Genomic DNA, 21,076 nt, shown 5'->3' with positions numbered 1-21,076 from the left:
TAAGATAAAGTTATCACTAAAAAATGGAGAGGGGGTTGAACTAATGTTACTAAAAGCGGAAAGTTAAACTTTAGAATATTAGGAACTATTGTTATAACATGTTATTACTTTTTTCGTATATTTGGGTATGGAAACCAAAATTCGAAAAATAGGCAATAGTAGTGGGGTTATTTTGCCTAAAGCATTGATTGACAAATATGAGCTTGCCGAGGTAGTAATTGAAGATCATGGGGATGGTATCATGATCAGACCTGCTACTAAATCCATATTTCAATTGAAAATGGAGGAAGCCCGAAAAAACAAAAAGGCAATCTACATAACAATGGAAAAAGAGGCCTCTGATCTTGAGACTAAAACATATTATGAGCAAGAAGTTGAGGAATGGGGTGATATTGATACTGAAATCATTGAATGATGAAAAATGGAGAAGTGTGGCTGGTGAATTTTGAACCGCAAGTCGGTCAAGAAATAAAAAAAACTAGGCCAGCAATCATCGTAAATGCTGATTCCCTTGGCATATTGCCTTTAAAGATTGTTGTTCCGTTGACGGATGGGACTAAGGAACCAAAAAGTTGGATGGTTCTCATAAACCCTAATCATCTCAATAGATTATCAAAAGCCTCTTTTGCTGATTGTTTTCAAGTAAAGCGCTTGTCTGAGAGAAGGTTTGTGAAGAAAATTGGAGTACTTACAGAACTTGAATTAGCTGAAGTCAAGGTTTGTTTGGCGAAAGTGTTGGGGTTGATTTAGAGTTTTGCTTGTGAAGCTAAAATAGATGAAAAAGCAAAATATATATCATCAAAAACTTGCCTCTATACGATACACTATCGTATTTTTGTAAAAACTTAATACTATGAAAGTTACAGCGATAATTTCCCGAGAATTGATTGAAGAAGCTATGGCGCTTTCTAAGGCTGATACGATCACAGAGGCTTTGAAGGTGGCCTTGATTTCTTACATCCGCTCTCAAAAAGTCAAGCAAATAGGGGCTTCTATTGTAAGTGAGCCCTTAGAGTTTAAGTATTCTGCTCAGGAATTAAGAGATTTGAACCGTCGATGAGAGGTGTCGTTTTTGATACCTCTATCTGGATTGAATACCTGAGAGGTAATCCAGATGTTTTTTTGACATGTCAAGAACTGCTGGAGGATAATCGGGTGTTTGGGCTAGAGTTGATTTTTGCTGAATTACTTCAAGGGGCTAAGGGCAAACGAGAAGTGGAGACAATTATACAATTGGCCAATCTTATTCCAAGTTTGGATGAACCTTATCTTATTATTGAATCAGGTTTACTGTCACAAAAAGAAAATTTGGTGAATCAGGGTGTAGGACTGATTGAAACCGTGATTTTTCATGCAGTTGCCAAAAATGAGTTGAAGCTTTGGACTTTGGACAAAAAACTTAGGGAAGTCATCGGATATGATCGGTTGTTCAAGCCAGAGCTTTCATGATTTTGGAAAGTCATTATTTTCATATATCCTCTTAAATTTCTTGCATCATTATAAGTTTTACCTGCTAAAGTCATTAAGAGCCGCGGTTCACGCAACTAGCACTACGATGTTAAACAACAAACATGATGAGGGAGTGATTGTTATTGGTTAATTGTGTGAAAAGTGACCAGTTGAAAAATCTTCCTCCTACTTTGCTCTTACTGAATCTACTTAATCCTTTTATAAGGATGATATTCATCTCAAAACGCCATCAAAATATCGCCGAAGGAATATATCTACTATATATCGCAAAGCATATATCAATCCCAATCCTCATTATGCGCAGTTTTGTGTCTAAAGTCTTACATCTTGCGTCTTTCAAACAAATGCCGTCCAAATGTCGGGTGAAATCCTCCCATTTTTCGGGCTATATTTGAAAGAATCCAACCAACTTGCCATGGTCAAACAAAATTTATACAACATGAAACAACCGTTATTAGGCCAGAAAATCCTGGAATGGAGAAAGGCCAAAGGATTGACCCAGGAAGAATTGGTGGAGCGCTGCAACATCAATGTCCGAACTATACAAAGGATTGAGGCAGGGGAAGTAACGCCCAGGTTTTATACTGTAAAAGCCATATTGGAAGTATTGGAAGTCAAACCAGAAGAGATGAGATCATTTCAATTTGAGAAGCAAGAAGATACAGGATCAGGCAAGCTTTATCCCTGGCTTAGATTTTCTTTTATTGCGGGGATTCTTTATTTGGTTTTGGCAGTTATCGAATCTGTAATTGATGTGCAGCTTTTTATAGAAAAGACCTCATTCTCTGCAGGATTCGGTTATGTGTATACCTTTTTGAAAATGTCAGTTCTGGTTCTTTTTATCCTATTTACGGGTGCATTTTATAAATTAGGTGAAACGTTTTCCAATCTTTTTTTAAAAATAATGACTGTCATGCTGATCATCATGATCAGCACATTTATACTTGAAGATGTAGTAAGCTATTGGTCAGGAAAGGATTTAATCACAGGGCTTATATTCAGATCCTTGATTTCTGGAATGGTTTATGTCCTGTTTGCTTCGAGCCTTTTGCATCTTTCCAAGAACCAAGGTGCGACTTATATCATTGCAGGAACTTTGGGTATTTTGACAGGAGTAAGTTTTCTTACAGTGGTATTTGCTTTGCCTGGTTTGATTTTACTTACTTTATTTGAGATCTCGTTGGCAGTTTTACTTTTTAAGGAGTACAAAAAAGGTGCTGAGTCCATAATTTCCCCCCCAATTACTAAAGAGCAGCTTATTCTTTGAAAGCGGTATTTGGACAGAAAATGAATTGATTTGCTTATTTGGAAACTAGGCAACTCATAGACACTCTGCTACCTTTCCTTTTACCCACTTCAGTATTTCTGCATTTTGTAGGCTGCTGGTTTCTATTTCAAGGATTTTTGGATGGATGGATTTGCACCAAAAATCCTTCAGCCCCATTTCCAAGCTTCTTTCATCATTGGCCAAATGGTATTCAAAACCAAAGTCTTTGGCCAGATTTTCCGCACTCAAGCGCTGACGTGTTTCAAAAAACTCCTCCAGTTCAGGTTGCTTAGCCGGACCATCTATTAATCTGAAAATTCCCCCTGCATGATTATTGAGCAAGACGATTCTCAGATTGGTCATGGGATAATTGTGCCAGAAGGCATTTCTGTCATAAAAGAATGCCAGGTCACCGGTTATAAGTACCACAGGTTCTTTGGTGGTGAAAGTACATCCTACGGCTGTGCTGTTGCTCCCGTCTATCCCGCTTGTGCCCCTGTTACAGATGATCTCCTGAGGCCTTTCGCCTAAGAAATTTACATACCTTACGGCCATGCTGTTGGCAAGATGGAGTTTGGACTGGGCAGGAATATTGCGCATCAGGGTCGCGAGGGATTTGTATTCCCCAAATTCAGCTTGATCTAAAATAGCATCTAATTTTTTTCTTACTGCATAATCTAATCCTTTCCATTTTTCTACAAAACTCAGATCGGATTGTCCCTCTTTAAGGAGAAACTGGAGCAAGGAAATCGGAGCGCAATGTATAAGCTTGGACAGGGATTGATAGGTGTCAGGGATGTAACCTTCTGTTTGTATGTGCCAATGGACAGCTTTACTTTTTCTGAGAAAAAGTTTAAGGCTTTTTGAAATGATGGATTTTCCAAACGAAATAATCAATTCTGGGTCAAGCTCATCTGCCAATTCCTGATTGCCAATAAAATGATCGTGTAAGTTTACTGTGTAGGAAGACTGTAAATTCGAAAGGGTATCAGTTACGACCACAGCTTTGTTACCAATAGACAGCTCATCTAAGATTTGTTGGATTTTGGGGTTTGGCCTCTGCTGTCCTGGAACAATCAAAATCTTTTTGAACTTTGTAAGAGAGGCGATCAGTTTTTGTTTGGATTCTTCGGAAAGCTGAGGATTTCCCATTATGGGGTCTATACATCTGATTTCTCTGGAAAATTCAAACTTTTCCCAAGCTTCTGGATAAAAGGGTTCCCTCAGTGGGATATTGATATGTACAGGTCCATATGGATATTGGTTGGCCAGGTTGATGGCTTCATTTGTAATCCTGTTGGCGTGCCAAACCATATCAGGATGTCCAAAATTATCGGGAAACTGAAAAAATCCTTTGACATGTTTGCCATAAATTTCTGTTTGACGAATAGTCTGACCATCCCATTGGTCAATCCATTCAGGCGGGCGATCTGCGGTGATTACGATCAATGGGATTTGTTGAAAATAGGCCTCCGCTATGGCAGGGGCATAATTATAAGCAGCGGATCCTGAAGTGCAGACCAATACTACAGGTTTATCGAGTTGTTGGGCCATCCCCAAACCAATGAAGGCTGCGGACCTTTCATCTGAAATGCTCCGGCTATGAATTTCAGGGTGTCTTGCAAATGCAAGAGTAATCGGAGCACAACGTGAGCCGGGTGATAAAATGGCATGTTTGATGCCTTTTTTGGCACATAAGGCCACCATATCGGCAATGGGTTGTAAGATCAATTTTGGCTTAATTTAAATGTTTACCGATGATTTCGCACTTCATTTCTGTCTCCTCCCATTCTTTTTCCGGGATGGAATCTTCGGTTACTCCTGCACCTGCATATAAGAGTGCTTCTTTTTCCGTCAATCTTGCAGTCCTTAAATTGACAAAAATGGAAGTTTCCTCTTCCACATTCACTGGCCCAATGAATCCGGCAAATAATGAGCGGTCCAGTTTTTCGTATTCTCTTAAAAATTCAAATGCTTTTTCCCTCGGCATGCCACAAACCGCTGAAGTTGGGTGGAGCAATTTGAGCATTACCGAACCCAATTGAGGGAAATTAGTGGCCTGCATGTCCACAAAGAAATCTGACCTAAGGTGCAATAAATTACCCGCAATCACTGTTTTTGGTCCCTGCTCATCATATTCTCTCAGCCTGATTTTTTTGAAACAATCTACGATATACCTACTTACCAATGCCTGCTCCTCAATTTCTTTTTGGGTCCAGGCTGCATTCTTCATCGGGTTATCACCTTTTGCTTTTTGGGTACCCGCCAAAGACATGGTATAAAAGGTATTGCCCTTGGTCTGGATCAAAATTTCTGGAGAAGCTCCCAGCCAAGAACCCAGATCAGGAATATGGAAGAAGTTGATAAAGGCATTTGGATAAGACTTGGTAAGGCTGATAATGGATTGGACAAGGTCAAATTTATCAGACAATTGCTTCTTTTTCAGCCTTGCCGGTACGATTTTGTTAAGTTTTCCCTCCCTGATGGCTTGTTTTCCATTTTCAACAAGGGCAATAAAATCTTTTTTGGAACAAGCATTTAAATTGCCTGAATGTTGATTTTCCAAGGACTTAGCAAAATATTGCCTTATCAGTTGCGCGTTTTCTGAAGAAGACCTTATGGGCGCATTCAGTTCAAGCTGTTCTTGCTGTTCCACCAAGGAAAGGTTAAGATCAATTTTGAAATAGGAGTCAGCCTCTAAGAAAAAAGCTTTTTGATCTTCTTGGTCCTCAAAAGGGTGGACTATAAAACCCGTAGGTAATTCTTCTAAGTTGAGATCTGCCCTCTTGGTTATTCCGCTTTTGTCCAATAATACCTGAAGGAAGTTGGATTTCGGCTTTCGCCAAATAGCCACCTGATTTCCCTCTTGCATGGCATTTGCAATAATACATCCCAGGTATTGGTCCAGACTTTCTAATTTGATAATATCAGTAGCGTGTTGCATGTCACTTCTTATCGATAATGGCCATGGTGATGCGGCTAATACAGCTCAGCTCGCCATTTTCGGTGTAAATTTTTATTTCCCAAACCTGTGTTTTTTTACCCAAGTGAATGGGTTTGGTAATTCCCCTTACTAAACCATCCTTTACGGATTTTAGATGGTTAGCGTTTATTTCCAAACCTACACAGAATTGTTTTTGCTGATCCACAGTCAAGGCAGCGGCTACACTCCCCAATGTTTCGGCCAAAACTACATTTGCACCCCCATGTAACAGCCCCAATGGCTGTTTGGTTTTATCAGATACAGGCATAGTGGCTTCCAGGAAATCTTCCCCGATCTGGGTAAACTTGATGTCCAAAAAATCCGTCATGGTGTTTTTGCCCCAGTTATTGAGGGTGTTGAGATCAAGGTTTGGAGGAAATATCATGTAATTTGGAATAAAAGCCTTTTCTTTGAAATCGGAAACAAAAATAAAGAATCTTGTTAAGTAAAAAAATCTACCTTGTCCGGCATGGTCAGACGGATTATAACCTTAGGGGAGTTGTTCAAGGGAGTGGGATTGATGCCCCTTTGAATAGAAATGGACAGCGCCAGGCAGAAGCTTTTTTTGACTATTACAAAGATATTGCCTTTGAAAAAGTTTTTTATACCGGACTGCAAAGGACAAAACAGTCGATTCAAGGTTTTATAGATTTAGGCATTCCCCATGAAGCAGTACCTGATTTGAATGAAATCTCCTGGGGGAGGTATGAAGGAGTGCCTATGACGAGGGAAGAAAACAAGTATTATGAACACATGTTGGAAAGATGGGCTTCAGGGGATCTGGAATATGCTATCGAAGGAGGAGAGAGCCCAATTATAGTGGCCAAAAGACTTAAAAGAGGTATTGATTATATTTTGTCACAGCCAGGAAAATGTATTTTGATCTGCATGCATGGCCGTGCCATGAGGATTTTGCTGAGTTTGTTAATGGGATATGACCTTAGATATATGGATGTTTTTAAGCACCAAAACCTTGGGCTTTATGTTTTAAATCAAAATGATTTGGGGATTTTTAGAATAGAAAAATACAATTGCGGAGAGCACCTCAAGGACTTGGTGCTGTTTTGAGCATTTTTGCGTTCTTTTTGGTTTTGTTGTTTTTGTCCTCCAAAGAAGCCAAGAGGTATTGGTAGGTGTTTTTTGTCTGATCTAAATCGATAATTTTAAGAGCCACGTCTTGGAGGGGCAATACCGTTTTGTTATTAATTCTTACAAATAAATAACCTATCTGACATTCGTCTAAGTTTTCATATGGAACTTTCACAAGAATTGCCGCATCAGAATTGCCAGAATATGCCTTGGTTTTAAAGATATTCATAAGGCTCATTTCAATGTATTGAGGACTTGATTTGAGTTCTTTCAGTTCAGACTTGTCAAAAAGAATCAAATAAGTCTTTTCTCCCGGGTTTTCTGCGAAGACACCCAGGTAAATAAAAAAGCACGATATGGACAGGAAAAACCTTTTCATGATTGAAATCTATGAAATTAAAACGTGAGATACAATCATTTGTTTTAAATCTGTCCCTGAAGGTATTAAAACAAAAAAACCCGGAATTTCCGGGTTTTGGTATTTTTTAAGCTCTGCTTCTTTTTTTCTTGCTGCTTTCTTCCTCGATTTCATCTTCTACTCCGGCAAAGATTCTTCCGCAATGCTCACATACAATCAGTTTTTTCTTTTCTCGGATATCTGCCTGCCTTTGCGGTGGTACCACATTGAAACAGCCACCACAAGCACCTCTTTTTACCATTACCACAGCTAGGCCATTTTTAGCATTGCTTCTGATTTTGGAGTAGGACTTGTAAAGTCTGTCCTCAATTTTCTTTACGGCCTTCTCTCTGTCAGCTTCCAGCTTGCCTTCTTCGTTTTCGCTTTCAGATACGATGGTCTTCAATTCATCCTGCTTGTTGGAGAGGTCTTTCTGTCTTTCTTTAAGGTGATCCCTTAACTCCTCAACATCTTTGTTTTTGTTCTCGATTTTAGCTTGGGCTTCGCCGATTTTCTTTTTTGAAACCTGTATTTCAAGATCTTGCAATTCCAGCTCCTTTGTGATAGCGTCGTACTCCCTGTTGTTTCGGACATTCATTTGCTGTTCCTGATATTTTTTTATCAGCTTCTCAGATTCTTTGATGTTCTCTTTGAATCTCTTGATGTCCTCCTCTAAGCTTTGTATGTCCTGATTGAATTTGTCCAATCTGGTTTCATATCCTGCTATCTCGTCTTCAAGGTCTTGGACTTCTTCTGGAAGGGCTCCTCTAACTTTAAAAATTGCGTCGAGTCTGGAATCTATTTTTTGAAGGTTCAGTAAAGCTTCGAGTTTTTGTGCAACTGTACTTTCCATGTACTATAGGTAAGTTATGGGATTCGTAACTACTTTTGTCAAATAGAGTGCAATATTAGTAAAATTTTGCGACAATAACTCTCCCAATAATTCTTTTGTGTAAATTTCACTTTCGTAATGCCCAATATCGCATACAACTATCTGATTTTCAGCATCAAAGAATTCATGGTATTTCACATCCGCAGTAATGAAAATGTCTGCTCCGGATTTTTTGGATTCTTTTAGCAAGAATATCCCAGCACCTCCACATATTGCTACTTTTTGAATGGGCCTGTTTAATAGGCTTGTATGTTTGATAACCTTAAGGTTCATGTTTTTTTTGAGGTGAAGGAGAAATTCCATTTCATCCATTGGAAACGAAAGTTCACCGATCATTCCTGCTCCTACCAATTGGTTTTCATTTTCTAATTTGTGAAGAAAGTAAGCTACTTCCTCATAGGGATGGGCATTTTTCATTGATGCAAGTACTCTTTTTTCCAGATAGCTAGGCAAAAGAACTTCAATTCTTACTTCAGCTTCTTCGTGCACTTTTCCCCGGACTCCTTTGGTGGGATTGGCATTTTCAGATGGTATAAAAGTTCCATTGCCTTCTGCTATGAAGCTACAACCGGAATATTCTCCTATTTGGCCTGCCCCTGCTTCAAACAAAGCCGACAGTACCTTTTCTTTGGCTTCTAGTGGAACAAAAGTGGTGAGCTTGGACAGAAGCTCTTTTTTGGGCTGAAGGATGGATGTATTTGTCAGGCCGATTTTATCAGCGATTTTTTTATTCACCCCATGTGCTACATGGTCGAGATTGGTATGGATGGCGTAGATAGCAATATCATTTTTGATGGCTTTGATAATGGTTCTTTCCACATAGTTTTTTCCTGTCAGGCTCTTTAAGCCTTTAAAAATAATCGGATGGTGAGCAATGACAAGATTACAGCCTAATGAAATTGCTTCCTCAATCACTGCCTCAGTGGCATCTAGGCTGCAAAGGATTCCTTTGACCTGGTTTTTAGAATCCCCTGTTATCAGTTGGGCATTGTCATAGGATTCCTGATAGGCCGGTGGTGCAATTTTCTCTAAGTAAGAAACTATGTCCTGAATCGTGTAAACCATATTTTTTATTTTACTTTGTCCAAAATTAAGAAAATTAGCGAATGCGCTGGTACGATCCACTTTTATATCCCTTTGCTTTACTTTACGGAGGAGTGACTGCTCTGCGCAACAGATTATTTGACAAGGGTCTAAAAAAGAGTATTTCTTTTTCCGTCCCTACCATAGTGGTTGGCAATCTCAATGTAGGAGGTTCTGGTAAGACGCCTATGGTAGAACTCCTGATTGAGTACTTGAAAGATGATTTTCAACTTGCTACATTAAGCAGAGGTTATGGAAGGAAATCAAGAGGTTTCTTAATCGGAGAGGTCCATATGGGACCCGATGAGCTTGGAGATGAGCCTTTCCAGATTTTTTCAAAATATGGGAAATGCCTAACTGTGGCTGTAGGTGAGGACAGGGTGAAGGCGATTTCTAAAATAATTTCCTTGCGGCCTGAAACCAATTTGATCCTTTTGGATGATGCCTTTCAACACCGATATGTCAAAGGAGATATCAATATTTTGCTCACTACCTATCAAAAACCTTTTTTTGAAGACAGTATATTGCCATTAGGTACCTTAAGGGAAGATCCCAAAGGTGCTGACAGGGCAGACTTGGTAATCGTAACCAAAACCCCTGCCGGGGTTTCGGAGGAAGTAAAAAACCGGTATCGTGAAACCATTTGTAAATACACTAAAGGGAAAATTGCATTCGCTGGAATAAGATATGGAAAGCCGTTTCCACTATTTGGTGAATCCTTTGAAGAAAATAAAAATGTAATTTTGGTTTCGGGAATAGCAAATGACAGATTACTTTACCAAGAAGTATCTAAAAGTTATAAGGTAGTTGAAAGATTAAGTTTTGGCGATCATTACTACTATAAAGTTTCAGACGTTTTAAGAATCCAACAACTAGCCAAATCAAGGGAGAATTGTATGGTCTTGACTACCGAAAAGGATGCGGCAAAACTTAAAAATGAAGCATTCCAAAAATATTTGTCAGAAATTCCGATTTTTGTCCTGCCCATTCAGGTTCAGCTTGATAGTGAGATTTTGGATTGGCTGAAAGATAAATTGAATCAAATTGTAGCCAATAAAGCATAGCTCAGTGAGATTAAAAGTTTCTATTTTATTTCTTTTTTTGATTTGGGTGGGGCTTATTGATGTCCTGGCCCAATTTCCCAATAGGCCTCTACCCAATCAAGGACAGCAGGTTCCTCCGGGTGCGCCACGAGAAAGGCAGCTGGTCGATCCGGGACAGGAGGGGCAAGGCGAGCAAGGAGGCAGGAAGAAGCTGATTGATGATTCTACCAAAATGGTTTTTGGTCCAAAGACTTCCCTGTATTTTTTTGAAAAAGATGTCAAAAGGAATCGGGTCAAAAAATATGAGATTGATACAGTTCTAAATAATTTCCATTACTATGAACCAGTAGCAAAATCAGGCTGGCTGTATCAGGATCTTGGAAATGTTGGTAGTGCGGCTATCCCAATATTTTATGAGGTTCCCCGAATGATAGGTGTCACTTCAGGTTTTCATGTCTATGACCTATATTATAATTCATCTGATAGTATTAAGTACTATGACACTAAGTCTCCTTTCAGTCAGATGAACGCTTTTTGGGGAGGAGGAAACAGGAATCTTCTGGATTTGGTATTTGCTAGAAATGTGAATCCCCGTTGGAATGTCGGCTTTAACCTCAGCACCATAAGGGCAAGGAAAACCCTCAATCCCAATGCTAGGGATGATAATTTTGCGGAACAAAACAGCTACTCATTTCACACCAATTACCGTTCCGAAAACGAGAAATATTTCCTTTTGGCAAATTTTTCCAGGATGAAGCATAAGGTAAGGGAACAGGGAGGGATTGTTCCACCTGAAATAGACGAAAATTCTATTCTCTTTGCCTATGAAGATGCGAAGGTCTGGCTGAGGAATTCCAGGGTGAATGATCTGAGGCAAGAATTACACTTATACCATGAATTTGAACTGGTCAAAGGGTGGCAGGTTTATCATATTCTTGATAGAAAGAAGCAAGAAGTGTTCTTTTTTTCAAATCTTAATACAGCAGATTCTGTGTTCTTCAATTTATTCAACCCGGAGCGGTTTAATGACAATGATACAACATTGAACCTCAATGCGTTTAGGGAATGGAGAAATGAAGCAGGATTTAAGGGTGATATTGGCCCACTTTATTATAATGCATACTTAAGGTTCAGGAGCGGAAATATGGCAAGTCCTGCTTTTGATTCGCCCAACCGGTTCAATGAACTTTTTCTAGGTGGTGCTTTAAGGGGGCAAATCAATGACCAATGGAGCTTTGAGGCAGAAGGGGAATACTTGATACCTGGCGCATTCCGAATCAAAGGACTTTTTGTTTCACCATGGTTGGAAGCATCTTATACCAAGGCCTTATACAAACCCACTTCGATGCAGATGATGTATGCAGGCAATCACCATCAATGGGAGAATGATTTCAGTAATATTGGTGTAGATCAGATAAAAGGAGTAATGAAGTTGGACTTTTCAAGCTGGGCATTTAGACCAAATCTGGCCATCAACAGGGTCAACAATTTTGTTTATTTTAATGAGGAGCAACAGGCAAGTCAGGCAAGTGGAGAGGCTTTTATGTTGATTCCGGGTGTTAAATCCATGTTCAATTTCCGTAAGAAGCTATTTTGGGAATCCGAGGCATACTATACGCTCCTGTCTGGTGATGGGGCTGATAATTTTAGGATCCCAGAACTTGTTCTTAATACAAGGATTTATTTTGACAGTCCAATGTTCAATGAAAATCTATTTGTGCAAATTGGCTTAGAGGGAAGGTATAGAAGTGATTATTTTGCTTTCAATTATAATCCTTCTATGCAGCAGTTTTTTTTGCAGAATGATTTCAATGTCTTTGCCTACCCGGTTTTAGACTTTTTTTTAAATGCCAGAATACAAAGAACAAGGATTTTGCTAAGGATGAATCATTTGAATATAAATATGATGAACCAGCCGGGTTATTTCGTTACGCCTTACTTTACCGGATTGAGGAGAAGTTTGGATATTGGAATAAGTTGGCCTTTGTTTGATTGACTTATGAGTTGGGAAGAAAGTACGAGGCAGAAAATGTTACATCTGCAGTTACCCACTGATCCTAGGTGGGTGAATATAGCGGGAATGAATATTGAGGATATATTGGTAGATCATGCCTATTGTGAGCAGAAGGCGGCCTCTTCATGTATTTCACTTATTGTTAACTTCTTTGATTTTGAAGAGGTTGTAAATACCCTGACGCCAGTTGTAGCTGAAGAATGGGGTCATTTTGAGAGGGTAATGGAGCATCTAAAGAAAAGGGGTTATCCATTGGGGAAGCCACGCAAAGATGAATATGTAGTTAAACTTTCCCAGTTTGTGAAAAAGGGAGGCAGTAGGGAACAACAACTTACTGAATATCTTTTGATGAATGCTTTGATTGAGGCAAGGAGCTGTGAAAGGTTTAAATTACTTTCCCTGCATATTCAGGATGAGGAACTTAAAAAATTCTATTATGAATTGATGGTTTCAGAAGCAGGACATTATGTTAATTTCATTGAGTTGGCGAGAAATTTATATGATAAGGAGAAAGTAAATGCGCGTTGGAAGGAGTGGTTGGCATATGAGGCAGAAGTTTTGGAAGGCCTGGAGTTGAGGGGTGATAGAATGCACTGAAAAAGCCGGGAGTAGAAAAATTTAAGTATTCCCTTATTTTTTCAGAATACTTGAGTAATATTAATGTCGTTTAGGTTGATTTTTAAATTAAACCGTTCTATTTCGTACAGTTTATGAATTTGGTCGAAAATATTAAGGAGGCGCTCAAGTCAGTAAAGGTGAATTTGTTGAGAACCATCCTTACGGGAACCATTATTGCAATTGGCATTACTTCACTTGTTGGTATGCTTACAGCTATTGATGGCATCAAGGCTCAGATAGAAGAGAGTTTTTCGGGTTTGGGTGCAAGTAATTTTGATGTAAGATCCCGTGGGACATCTGGTGGAGCGGCAGTACAGGAAGGGAAATCAGAAAAGATTTATCCCAATTTAAAATATAGAGAGGCAGTAAAATTTCAGGAAGAATTTAATTCTATAGCACCATCCACTATTTTTTCCACTGTCACCGGAGCTGCAGAAGTAAAGAGAGGTTCCAAAAAGACCAATCCCAATGTGAGGATTACAGGTGCTGATGACCTATATTTTAATATCAAAGGTATCAAAATAGAAAAAGGAAGGAATTTTAGTGCAACTGAGGTCCAATATGGAAACGGTGTATGTGTAATAGGTACGGATGTCATTGAATCCTTGTTTGGAAAGGATGAAGATCCTCTCAATGACTATATAACTGTATTTGGAAGAAGGTATACTATTGTGGGAATTCTAGAAAAACAGGGAAGTGTGGGTGGAGGTCCTGGACCGGACCGGGCGATTTTTATCCCTATTGAAAATGCAAGCCGATTGGATAGCAGAGGTACATTTCGATATACCGTCACAGTGAGTGGTTCTGATCCTCTTAAATTAGATTATGAAATGGGTCAGGCTACAGGTATTATGCGCAAAATCAGACAAGATAGGGTGGGTGAAGAAGATTCTTTTGAGATAGTAAAAAGCCGATCGGTAGGAGAGAGTCTTGAGGAGGTGGCAGGATACCTTAGGATAGGCGGTTTCACTATTGGATTTATCACTTTATTGGGTGCGGCTATTGGATTGATGAATATCATGATGGTATCAGTAACAGAGAGAACCAGGGAGATCGGAATTAGAAAAGCTTTGGGGGCCACTCCTTTAAGGATCAGGCAACAATTCTTGATAGAAGCGATTGTTATCTGCATCATAGGAGGAATTTTAGGTGTATTATTGGGGATCGGAATTGGAAATATCGTAGCGAATGCCATAGGCCCGGGTGGGTTTTTAATTCCCTGGATTTGGATTATGGTAGCATTTGTCATTTGTATTTTTGTTGGGCTTGCATCAGGGTATTTTCCAGCGAGAAAGGCAAGCAAATTAGATCCAATAGAATCACTTAGATACGAATAAAATGGATACCCGTAATTTTGATGCCATAGTAATAGGTTCAGGGATTAGCGGGGGCTGGGCTGCAAAGGAATTGTGTGAGAAGGGTTTGAAGACCCTTGTTTTGGAGCGCGGCAGAAATGTTGAGCATAAAGCAGATTACCCTACTATGCTTTCTGACCCTTGGGAAATGCCGCATCGGAATAGGATACCATTGACCGATAAGCTTGAGAATCCTGTAGTAAACAGGTGTTATGCTTACAAAGAAGATACTGCTCATTTTTTCGTTCGGGATAAGGAACATCCCTATATTCAGGAAAAACCCTTTGATTGGGTAAGAGGATATCAGGTTGGGGGTAAGTCATTGATTTGGGCCCGGCAGACGCAGCGTTGGAGCAAATATGATTTTGAAGGCCCAGGAAGAGATGGTTTTGCAGTAGATTGGCCCATCAGGTATGAAGATTTAGCTCCTTGGTATAGTTATGTTGAAAGATTTGTAGGGATAAGTGGAAACAAGGATGGTGTGGAGACCCTTCCGGATGGGGAATTTTTGCCTGCATGGGAAATGAACTGTGTGGAGAAAGTGATCCGTGACAGAATTATTTCAGAATTCAAAGACAGGCATGTGATGATTGGCAGATGTGCGCATCTTACCCAGCCCCAAGACCATCATCTACAACAGGGCAGAGGCCAGTGTATGGCTAGAAATCAGTGTTATAGGGGTTGTCCATTTGGTGCGTATTTTAGTTCAAATTCATCTACCCTTCCTGCTGCTGCCGCAACTGGTAACCTAATTGTCAGGCCTGATTCTGTAGTCCATTCTATTATTTATGACGATAAAAAAGAAAAAGTTACAGGAGTAAGGGTCATTGATAGGGTCACCAAAGAGGCCAAAGAATATTATGCAAAAGTCATTTTTCTAAATGCTGCGGCACTCAATTCCAATTTAATTCTTTTGAACAGTCAATCCCAAAGATTTCCCTATGGCCTAGGTAATGATAATGGTCTTTTGGGCAAATACATTGCTTTTCATAATTATAGAGGAAATATATATGCCGATTTTGAAGGCTATGAGGACAATTATTATTTCGGCAGGAGACCCACAGCTGTGATGATGCCCAATTTTAGGAATGTCAAAAAACAAGAAATGGATTTTTTAAGGGGATATATGACTTTTTACTCTGCTGGAAGAAGTGGTTGGGGGGCAAAGCCCCAGGAATCCTTTGGGCCAGGGTTTAAAGAGAGGAATTCCCTTCCTGGACCTTGGCATGTTTTTATGATGATGCAGGGAGAGACTATTCCAAAAATTGACAATTATGTTAGCCTGAGTGAGTCTGAGAAGGATGAGTGGGGTATGCCTCTTCTTAAGATAAAGGTGGACTATGATGAAAATGATGAAAAGATAATAAATGATTTTTTTGAGCAAGGAACTGCGATGCTTGAAAAGGCTGGCTGTTCAAATATCCGTAAATCAGACAGCAAACAGGCACCTGGGCTGGATATTCATGAAATGGGCGGAGTGAGAATGGGACGAGATCCAGAAACTTCCTTGCTGAATGGATGGAACCAAATGCACCATTGTAAAAATGTTTTTGTAACGGATGGATCCTGTATGACCTCGACAGGTACCCAAAACCCTTCCATTACCTATATGGCTTTGACCGCAAGAGCGGTTGATTTTGCTGTAAAGGCATTGAAAAAAGGAGATATTTAAGCCCTTCAGGCTAATTTTTGTAACAATCAAAAGAATTATTTTCAATTTATCTCTCAAATCCTTTCCTGTTGGGATAAAGGCATTATTACAATTCGCGCATGCTCCAAAAAGTGCGTTTTTAATGAGTTTCCATTAATTAGAACCTCAGATAAATAAGTGTGTTTTTATTAAAATTACAAATCCTCATTCTGTTTTTTAAAAAAATAGCTTAAGAATATTACAAGTAGAAAATAAATTGTAAAAATTGGTGTAGTTAGTAAAAAAAATGAACATTGTTTTATCTTGATATTTTTTTTATTTAAATTGGAGGACTTATCTATTTGGATAATAAAATTCTTTGATTGTTTAATTTGAAGATTTTAGATTGAATTAAATATAATTATTTGCAGTATGAATTAGATTTGAAAGCCTGCCGTGACTTATTTAAGAGAAACCAGTTAAATTAAATCCCAATAAATTCTATGAACAGAGTTCTACAACTAATGCTAGCACTGATTCTGTCAATTGTTTTTCAATTTCAAGCAAATGCACAGACCAGGGTTTTGTCCGGAAAGGTTTCTGACCCTTCCGGTGAGCCGATTCCAGGGGTGAATATCCTGGATAAGCAGACTAATACAGGTACTACCACTGATTTGGATGGTAGGTATTCAATTCAAGTAACCAATTCCACTACTTTGGTCTTTTCATTTATAGGTTTTCAGACCCAGGAATTAGTAGTTGGCAACAGAACAGAACTGAATCTGACTTTACAGGAAGATGCAACGGCTCTGGGTGAAGTTGTTGTAACTGCACTTGGATTGACAAAGGACAAGGAAAGGATTGGTTATGCTGTCACTACTGTAGGTGGTGATCAAATGAATCTTGCCCGTGAACCCAATGTGGCCAACTCCCTTACTGGTCAGGTAGCCGGTCTTGTAGTCAGAGGAACGAATAGTGGTCCACAAGGTACGGCAAACATAGTTCTAAGGGGGCTTCCCAGTATTTCTGGTACAGGATCTCCTTTGTTTGTCATTAATGGTGTACCTATGGACAATACCCAGCTTGGGTCTGCTGGTCAATGGGGTGGAAGTGATAACGGTGACGGGATAGGTAATTTAAGCCCTGATGATATTGAATCCATGACTGTCCTGAAAGGGCAGGCTGCCTCTGCATTGTATGGTGCAAGAGCATCCAATGGTGTGATTATGATCACCACAAAAGGGGCTAAAAGAGGCAGTGACTGGACACTGACATATAATTTCAACTTAATGACAGAGCAGGCTATGGACTTCACCAATTTCCAGAAGCAGTATGGTCAGGGTACCGGTGGACGACGTCCTCAGACTGCCACAGACGCACAAACCACAGGCAGATTTGCATGGGGAGAAAGAATGGGTGGCAATGTGATAGGTTTTGATGGCAATCAATATCCGTATGAGCCTGCCAGCGATAACTGGTTGGATTTTTACCGTACCGGGACACTGGTTACCAATACTTTGGCAGTTTCAAAAGGGATTGGTAATGATGGTTCATTTAGGTTGTCAGTTTCTGATTTAAGATCAAATTCTATTGTTCCAAATAGTGGTATGGACAGGTTAAGTGTCAACCTAAATGTGGATCAGAACATCACCGATAAATTGAATATTTCAGCAATGGTCAATTATTTGGATCAAAAGAATACCAATATTCCATTTTTGAGTGATGGACCAAGAAATCCTAATAACTTTTTATTCCTAGCTCCAAATATCCGTCCTAGTATTTTTTCTCCCGGATTCAACGAAAATGGAAGAGAAATTGTATTCAGTGATGATATTTTCGTGACTAACCCATACTTCATTACTGCCAATGGAATAAATGACAGAGGAAGAAATAGAACTATTTCGGCTTTGGCAGCTCGTTATAATTTCACACCCAAAACTTATGCTTTATTCCGGGTTGGTAATGACGTTCAAAATGATGATTTTTTCAACGTTGAACCGACAGGCTTAGCATATACACAGGAACAAAGAGGTAATCTTGGAGGAAGAGGATTGTCCACTAGATCAGAAACAAATATCGATGCGATATTTGGATCTGAGTTTCAAATCACCAATGACCTTACCTTTGATGGCTTGTTGGGAGGTACTTTCCGAAACAACAGGTTTGAACAAGTTAGTGTGGGAGGTTCTCGATTTGTAATCCCCGGATTATATTCTCCATTCAATGTGGATGTATTCAACAGGGGATATGGTTTCAATGAAAGGGAAGTTCTTTCAGGTTTTTACTCTATTGGATTGGGATATAAAGATTTCCTGACCTTGACTACCACTGGACGGTATGATGTTTACAGTACCTTGCCTATTGGCAACAACAGCATCTTCTCACCATCAGTTACAGGTGCTTTCCTTTTTGATAAATTCTTGAAGGTTCCTGCATTGGATTTCGGAAAGTTTAGGGCGAGTTACGCTGTAACAAGTGGCGAGCCATTTGATGCTTATCAAACCCAGTTTTATTTCAGTTCAGCGAACACATTTAATGGTATTGCGGCTGGTTCTTCCCCCCTTACTTTGCCAAACCTCTTCTTAAAACCATTTACTACTGATGAAATAGAAGTTGGTTTTGATCTGGTCTTCTTCAAAAACCGCTTGTCATTAGATGTTGCCTATTTTACAAAAACCACAAATAATGAGATCATGCCTGCCACAACCAGTATTTCTTCAGGTTTCTCAAGTGCAGTAGTAGCAACTGGATCTGTTAACAATAGAGGTTTGGAATTGATGGTTTCAGGTACACCTATTCAAACAGGGAACTTTACTTGGAGATCAACCTTAAATTTCACTAATGTCAGAAATGAAGTTTTGAACACAAACTTGGAAAACACTCCTATCAATCTCGGTCAAACCAGACAGATGCTGGGAAATGCTGTGACAGCCTTCGTTCCGGGACTTCCAGGACCTCAAATTAGAGCTTTTGATTATCAGCGCGATGCCAATGGCAACATAGTGGTAAATGCAGACGGTCTGCCGGTCCGCGGAGAACTTAAAAACTGGGGTTCAGTACTTCCTACTCATTATGGAGGTTGGAATAACGAATTTAATTATAAAGGAATAGGGTTTTCATTTTTGGTGGATTACAACTTTGGAAATAAAGTCTTGTCTGCCACAGAATTTAATGCCTATTTCCGTGGATTGCACCAAAACACTTTAGTTGGAAGAGAAGGGGGAGTAACTACTGGAGAGTTTACTGCTCCAGCCGAAAGGTACTATCAGGCACTTGTTCAAAACATAACAAGTACAAGTGTTGTTGACGGTGATTTTATCAAGCTTCGTCAGTTAACCTTGGGATATACCTTCCCTGCATCCGTGTTTAATTCTGTTCCAGTCTTTAAAGGCTTGACGGCCTCTATTGTTGCGAGAAATCTGGCAATCTTATGGAGGAAAGCTGAAAATATTGATCCAGAAGCCCAATTCGGATCAAACATTGGCTTTTTTGGTATAGAAGGTACTGCTTTGCCCCCAACACGCTCTATAGGATTTAACTTAAACTTCAAATTGAACTAATTATGAAAAAGTATATAAGTTTATTTCTGCTAAGTAGCATTTTAGTAATCACATCTTGTGATGAAAGATTTGAAGAGCTAAACACGGATCCAAATAGACCTGGAGGATCAGTTTTTGATCCTAACTTACTCCTTCCTACTGCTACTTTTCAGCATGGGGATTTAATCACTGGTTATTCAGGGCCGATTTTGTTTCAAAGCATGTGGATTCAGGCTTTGGCTTCTACTTCAACTGGTGGCGCCAATTATTATTCCAATGCAGATAAATACGTAGCCTCTCCAAGTACGCCAAACTATATCGAAGGTAACTGGAACGTAGGATTTTCGCTTTCTTCCAGGTTGAATCAGATGCAGATATTGGCACAGCAAAGAGGGTTGAATAATCTTAATGCAGTTGGCCAGATCATGAAGGTAAGTGCTCTTTCAGTTGTTGCGGATACCTACGGAGATATTCCTTATTCAGAGGCGCTTCAGGCCCAGCAAGGTATTTCACAACCGAAATATGACAGTCAGGCGGATGTATATAATAAGATGCTCAGTGACCTTGAAGCGGCCCTTAATTCATTGAGTGCTTCCGGGGACCAGCTCAGAAATGATGTCATGTACAGAGGAGATATTACTAAATGGAGAAAATTTGGATATTCCCTCATGCTTAAGCTTGGATTGCGCCTGACCAAGGTCAATGCTTCCGGAGCTCAGTCATGGGTTCAAAAAGCAGTTGCAGGTGGAGTATTTACATCAGCTGATGATGATGCTTTAGTACCCTCTGATGAAGCCAATGGCTATTCTAATTCAAGTGCCAATGCCTTGAATGTTCCTGATGATATCTATGAGGTACGTTGGTCTAAATTAATGATTGATTACTTAAAAAACACCAATGATCCCAGGTTAAGAATTGTCGCAGAAGTGCCACCTGCAGGCCTAGCCGCCAACAGGAATGGACTGGTAGTTGGGAATAATGATCCCGCCGTTCAGATTGGCCTGCCTAACGGTTTTGATTTAAGGGGTGGTTCATTTGATATTTCAAATCACCCGAATTTTCCTGGTGCAACAGGCTCAGGGGGCGATGTAGCAATTATTGGAGCATACTCTAGGCCAACAGCAATTTACAGAAGAAGAAACGCTCCTGTGTTTCTTTTGACCTATGCAGAAGTACAATTGTTATTGGCTGATGCAGCTGTGAGGGGTTTTGTTCCGGGATCAGCAGCTGACTTTTACAGACAAGGTGTCTTGGGCGCTTTTACCTCCATGGCAAAATTCGGCGGTGAAACAGTTTCTGCTTCGGCAGCTACAGCTTATATTAATGCCAACCCTTTAAATGTAAGTTCTGCAAATGCCTCTTTGAAAATGATTAATGAGCAGATTTGGGCTACAACCAGTTTATTTGCAAACTTTTTGGAAGCTTGGAACAATTGGAAACGTACCGGATTCCCAGAATTGACTCCCGTTAACTTCCCCGGAAATTTCAGTTCAGGCCAAATTCCAAGAAGACAGCCTTATCCGGCTGGTGAATCATCAACCAATGGTGAGTCATTAAGAGCTGCTGTTACCCGTATGGGAGGAGATAATTGGATTACAAGAACTTGGTGGGATGGAGGAAATTGATCTCTAGGTTCTTCTTAAATAGAAAAAGGTGCCATAAATAGTGGTACCTTTTTTTATCTACTTTCAGTAAT

At 39.7% G+C, this 21,076-nt stretch carries 19 protein-coding genes; 13 read left to right on the top strand and 6 right to left on the bottom strand.

Annotation, left to right across the window (positions count from 1 at the left end; translation table 11 throughout):
* Positions 1-127: 127 nt before the first annotated feature.
* From CLV48_RS09275 to CLV48_RS09255, 5 genes are all read left to right on the top strand, one after another.
* Positions 128-415, top strand: a complete 288-nt coding sequence (locus CLV48_RS09275; RefSeq protein WP_106567000.1) for an AbrB/MazE/SpoVT family DNA-binding domain-containing protein — start codon at positions 128-130, stop codon at positions 413-415.
* Entirely contained in the window at positions 415-750 is a 336-nt protein-coding gene (locus CLV48_RS09270) for a type II toxin-antitoxin system PemK/MazF family toxin (RefSeq protein ID WP_106566999.1), read from the top strand. Before CLV48_RS09275 ends, CLV48_RS09270 begins: the two co-directional genes overlap by 1 nt.
* Positions 751-853: 103 nt before the next feature.
* Positions 854-1,060 (top strand): type II toxin-antitoxin system VapB family antitoxin, encoded by a 207-nt coding sequence (locus tag CLV48_RS09265; protein ID WP_106566998.1) that lies wholly within the window; start codon positions 854-856, stop codon positions 1,058-1,060.
* Positions 1,057-1,449, top strand: a complete 393-nt coding sequence (locus CLV48_RS09260; RefSeq protein WP_106566997.1) for a PIN domain-containing protein — start codon at positions 1,057-1,059, stop codon at positions 1,447-1,449. The genes CLV48_RS09265 and CLV48_RS09260 overlap by 4 nt, the downstream gene beginning before the upstream one ends.
* Positions 1,450-1,909: 460 nt before the next feature.
* Positions 1,910-2,737, top strand: a complete 828-nt coding sequence (locus CLV48_RS09255; RefSeq protein ID WP_106567165.1) for a helix-turn-helix domain-containing protein — start codon at positions 1,910-1,912, stop codon at positions 2,735-2,737.
* Between the two features lie 54 nt (positions 2,738-2,791).
* Here the strand turns inward: CLV48_RS09255 and menD are convergent, their stop codons facing one another.
* From menD to CLV48_RS09240, 3 genes are read right to left on the bottom strand one after another with little or no spacing between them, the layout of a single operon-like run.
* Positions 2,792-4,468 (bottom strand): 2-succinyl-5-enolpyruvyl-6-hydroxy-3-cyclohexene-1-carboxylic-acid synthase, encoded by a 1,677-nt coding sequence (gene menD / locus CLV48_RS09250; RefSeq protein ID WP_106566996.1) that lies wholly within the window; start codon positions 4,466-4,468, stop codon positions 2,792-2,794.
* Between the two features lie 7 nt (positions 4,469-4,475).
* A complete protein-coding gene (locus tag CLV48_RS09245) occupies positions 4,476-5,681 on the bottom strand; it encodes a chorismate-binding protein (protein WP_106566995.1) in 1,206 nt (401 codons plus the stop codon).
* Between the two features lies 1 nt (position 5,682).
* A complete protein-coding gene (locus CLV48_RS09240) occupies positions 5,683-6,105 on the bottom strand; it encodes a hotdog fold thioesterase (RefSeq protein WP_106566994.1) in 423 nt (140 codons plus the stop codon).
* A 53-nt stretch (positions 6,106-6,158) separates the two neighbouring features.
* On the opposite strand from CLV48_RS09240, the gene CLV48_RS09235 reads away from it, so the two are divergent.
* A complete protein-coding gene (locus CLV48_RS09235) occupies positions 6,159-6,788 on the top strand; it encodes a histidine phosphatase family protein (RefSeq protein WP_106566993.1) in 630 nt (209 codons plus the stop codon).
* Here the strand turns inward: CLV48_RS09235 and CLV48_RS09230 are convergent.
* The 3 genes from CLV48_RS09230 to CLV48_RS09220 all read right to left on the bottom strand — a co-directional run bounded on the left by CLV48_RS09230 (position 6,766) and on the right by CLV48_RS09220 (position 9,163).
* Positions 6,766-7,188, bottom strand: a complete 423-nt coding sequence (locus tag CLV48_RS09230; protein ID WP_106566992.1) for a hypothetical protein — start codon at positions 7,186-7,188, stop codon at positions 6,766-6,768. The two genes, CLV48_RS09235 and CLV48_RS09230, sit on opposite strands and share 23 nt — an antisense overlap.
* A gap of 106 nt (positions 7,189-7,294) precedes the next feature.
* Entirely contained in the window at positions 7,295-8,059 is a 765-nt protein-coding gene (locus tag CLV48_RS09225) for a zinc ribbon domain-containing protein (protein ID WP_106566991.1), read from the bottom strand.
* Between the two features lie 3 nt (positions 8,060-8,062).
* Positions 8,063-9,163, bottom strand: a complete 1,101-nt coding sequence (locus CLV48_RS09220; protein WP_106566990.1) for a Nif3-like dinuclear metal center hexameric protein — start codon at positions 9,161-9,163, stop codon at positions 8,063-8,065.
* 41 nt (positions 9,164-9,204) lie between these two features.
* Between CLV48_RS09220 and lpxK the strand changes: the two genes are divergently transcribed.
* From lpxK to CLV48_RS09185, 7 genes are all read left to right on the top strand, one after another.
* Entirely contained in the window at positions 9,205-10,245 is a 1,041-nt protein-coding gene (gene lpxK, locus CLV48_RS09215) for a tetraacyldisaccharide 4'-kinase (RefSeq protein WP_106566989.1), read from the top strand.
* Positions 10,246-10,249: 4 nt separating this feature from the next.
* A complete protein-coding gene (locus tag CLV48_RS09210) occupies positions 10,250-12,220 on the top strand; it encodes a putative porin (protein WP_106566988.1) in 1,971 nt (656 codons plus the stop codon).
* A gap of 33 nt (positions 12,221-12,253) precedes the next feature.
* Positions 12,254-12,835, top strand: coding sequence for a MiaE family protein (locus CLV48_RS09205; RefSeq protein WP_106567164.1), 582 nt, complete (start codon positions 12,254-12,256; stop codon positions 12,833-12,835).
* Positions 12,836-12,948: 113 nt separating this feature from the next.
* Positions 12,949-14,193: an ABC transporter permease gene (locus CLV48_RS09200; protein WP_106566987.1), complete on the top strand. Its 1,245-nt coding sequence runs from the start codon at positions 12,949-12,951 to the stop codon at positions 14,191-14,193.
* A gap of 1 nt (position 14,194) precedes the next feature.
* Complete coding sequence (locus CLV48_RS09195) at positions 14,195-15,883, top strand: GMC oxidoreductase (protein WP_106566986.1); 1,689 nt, start codon at positions 14,195-14,197, stop codon at positions 15,881-15,883.
* A 461-nt stretch (positions 15,884-16,344) separates the two neighbouring features.
* Entirely contained in the window at positions 16,345-19,401 is a 3,057-nt protein-coding gene (locus CLV48_RS09190; protein ID WP_211299921.1) for a SusC/RagA family TonB-linked outer membrane protein, read from the top strand.
* Between the two features lie 2 nt (positions 19,402-19,403).
* The gene (locus CLV48_RS09185) at positions 19,404-21,005 is read left to right on the top strand and encodes a SusD/RagB family nutrient-binding outer membrane lipoprotein (RefSeq protein WP_106566984.1); all 1,602 of its coding nucleotides are present in this window, start codon (positions 19,404-19,406) and stop codon (positions 21,003-21,005) included.
* The last annotated feature ends 71 nt before the right edge of the window (positions 21,006-21,076 follow it).

It is taken from the genome of Cecembia rubra (assembly GCF_003014575.1).
GTDB lineage: Bacteria > Bacteroidota > Bacteroidia > Cytophagales > Cyclobacteriaceae > Cecembia_A > Cecembia_A rubra.
The sequence above is the reverse complement of the archived record's forward strand: the minus strand, read 5'-3'. Positions and strand labels throughout refer to the sequence as shown.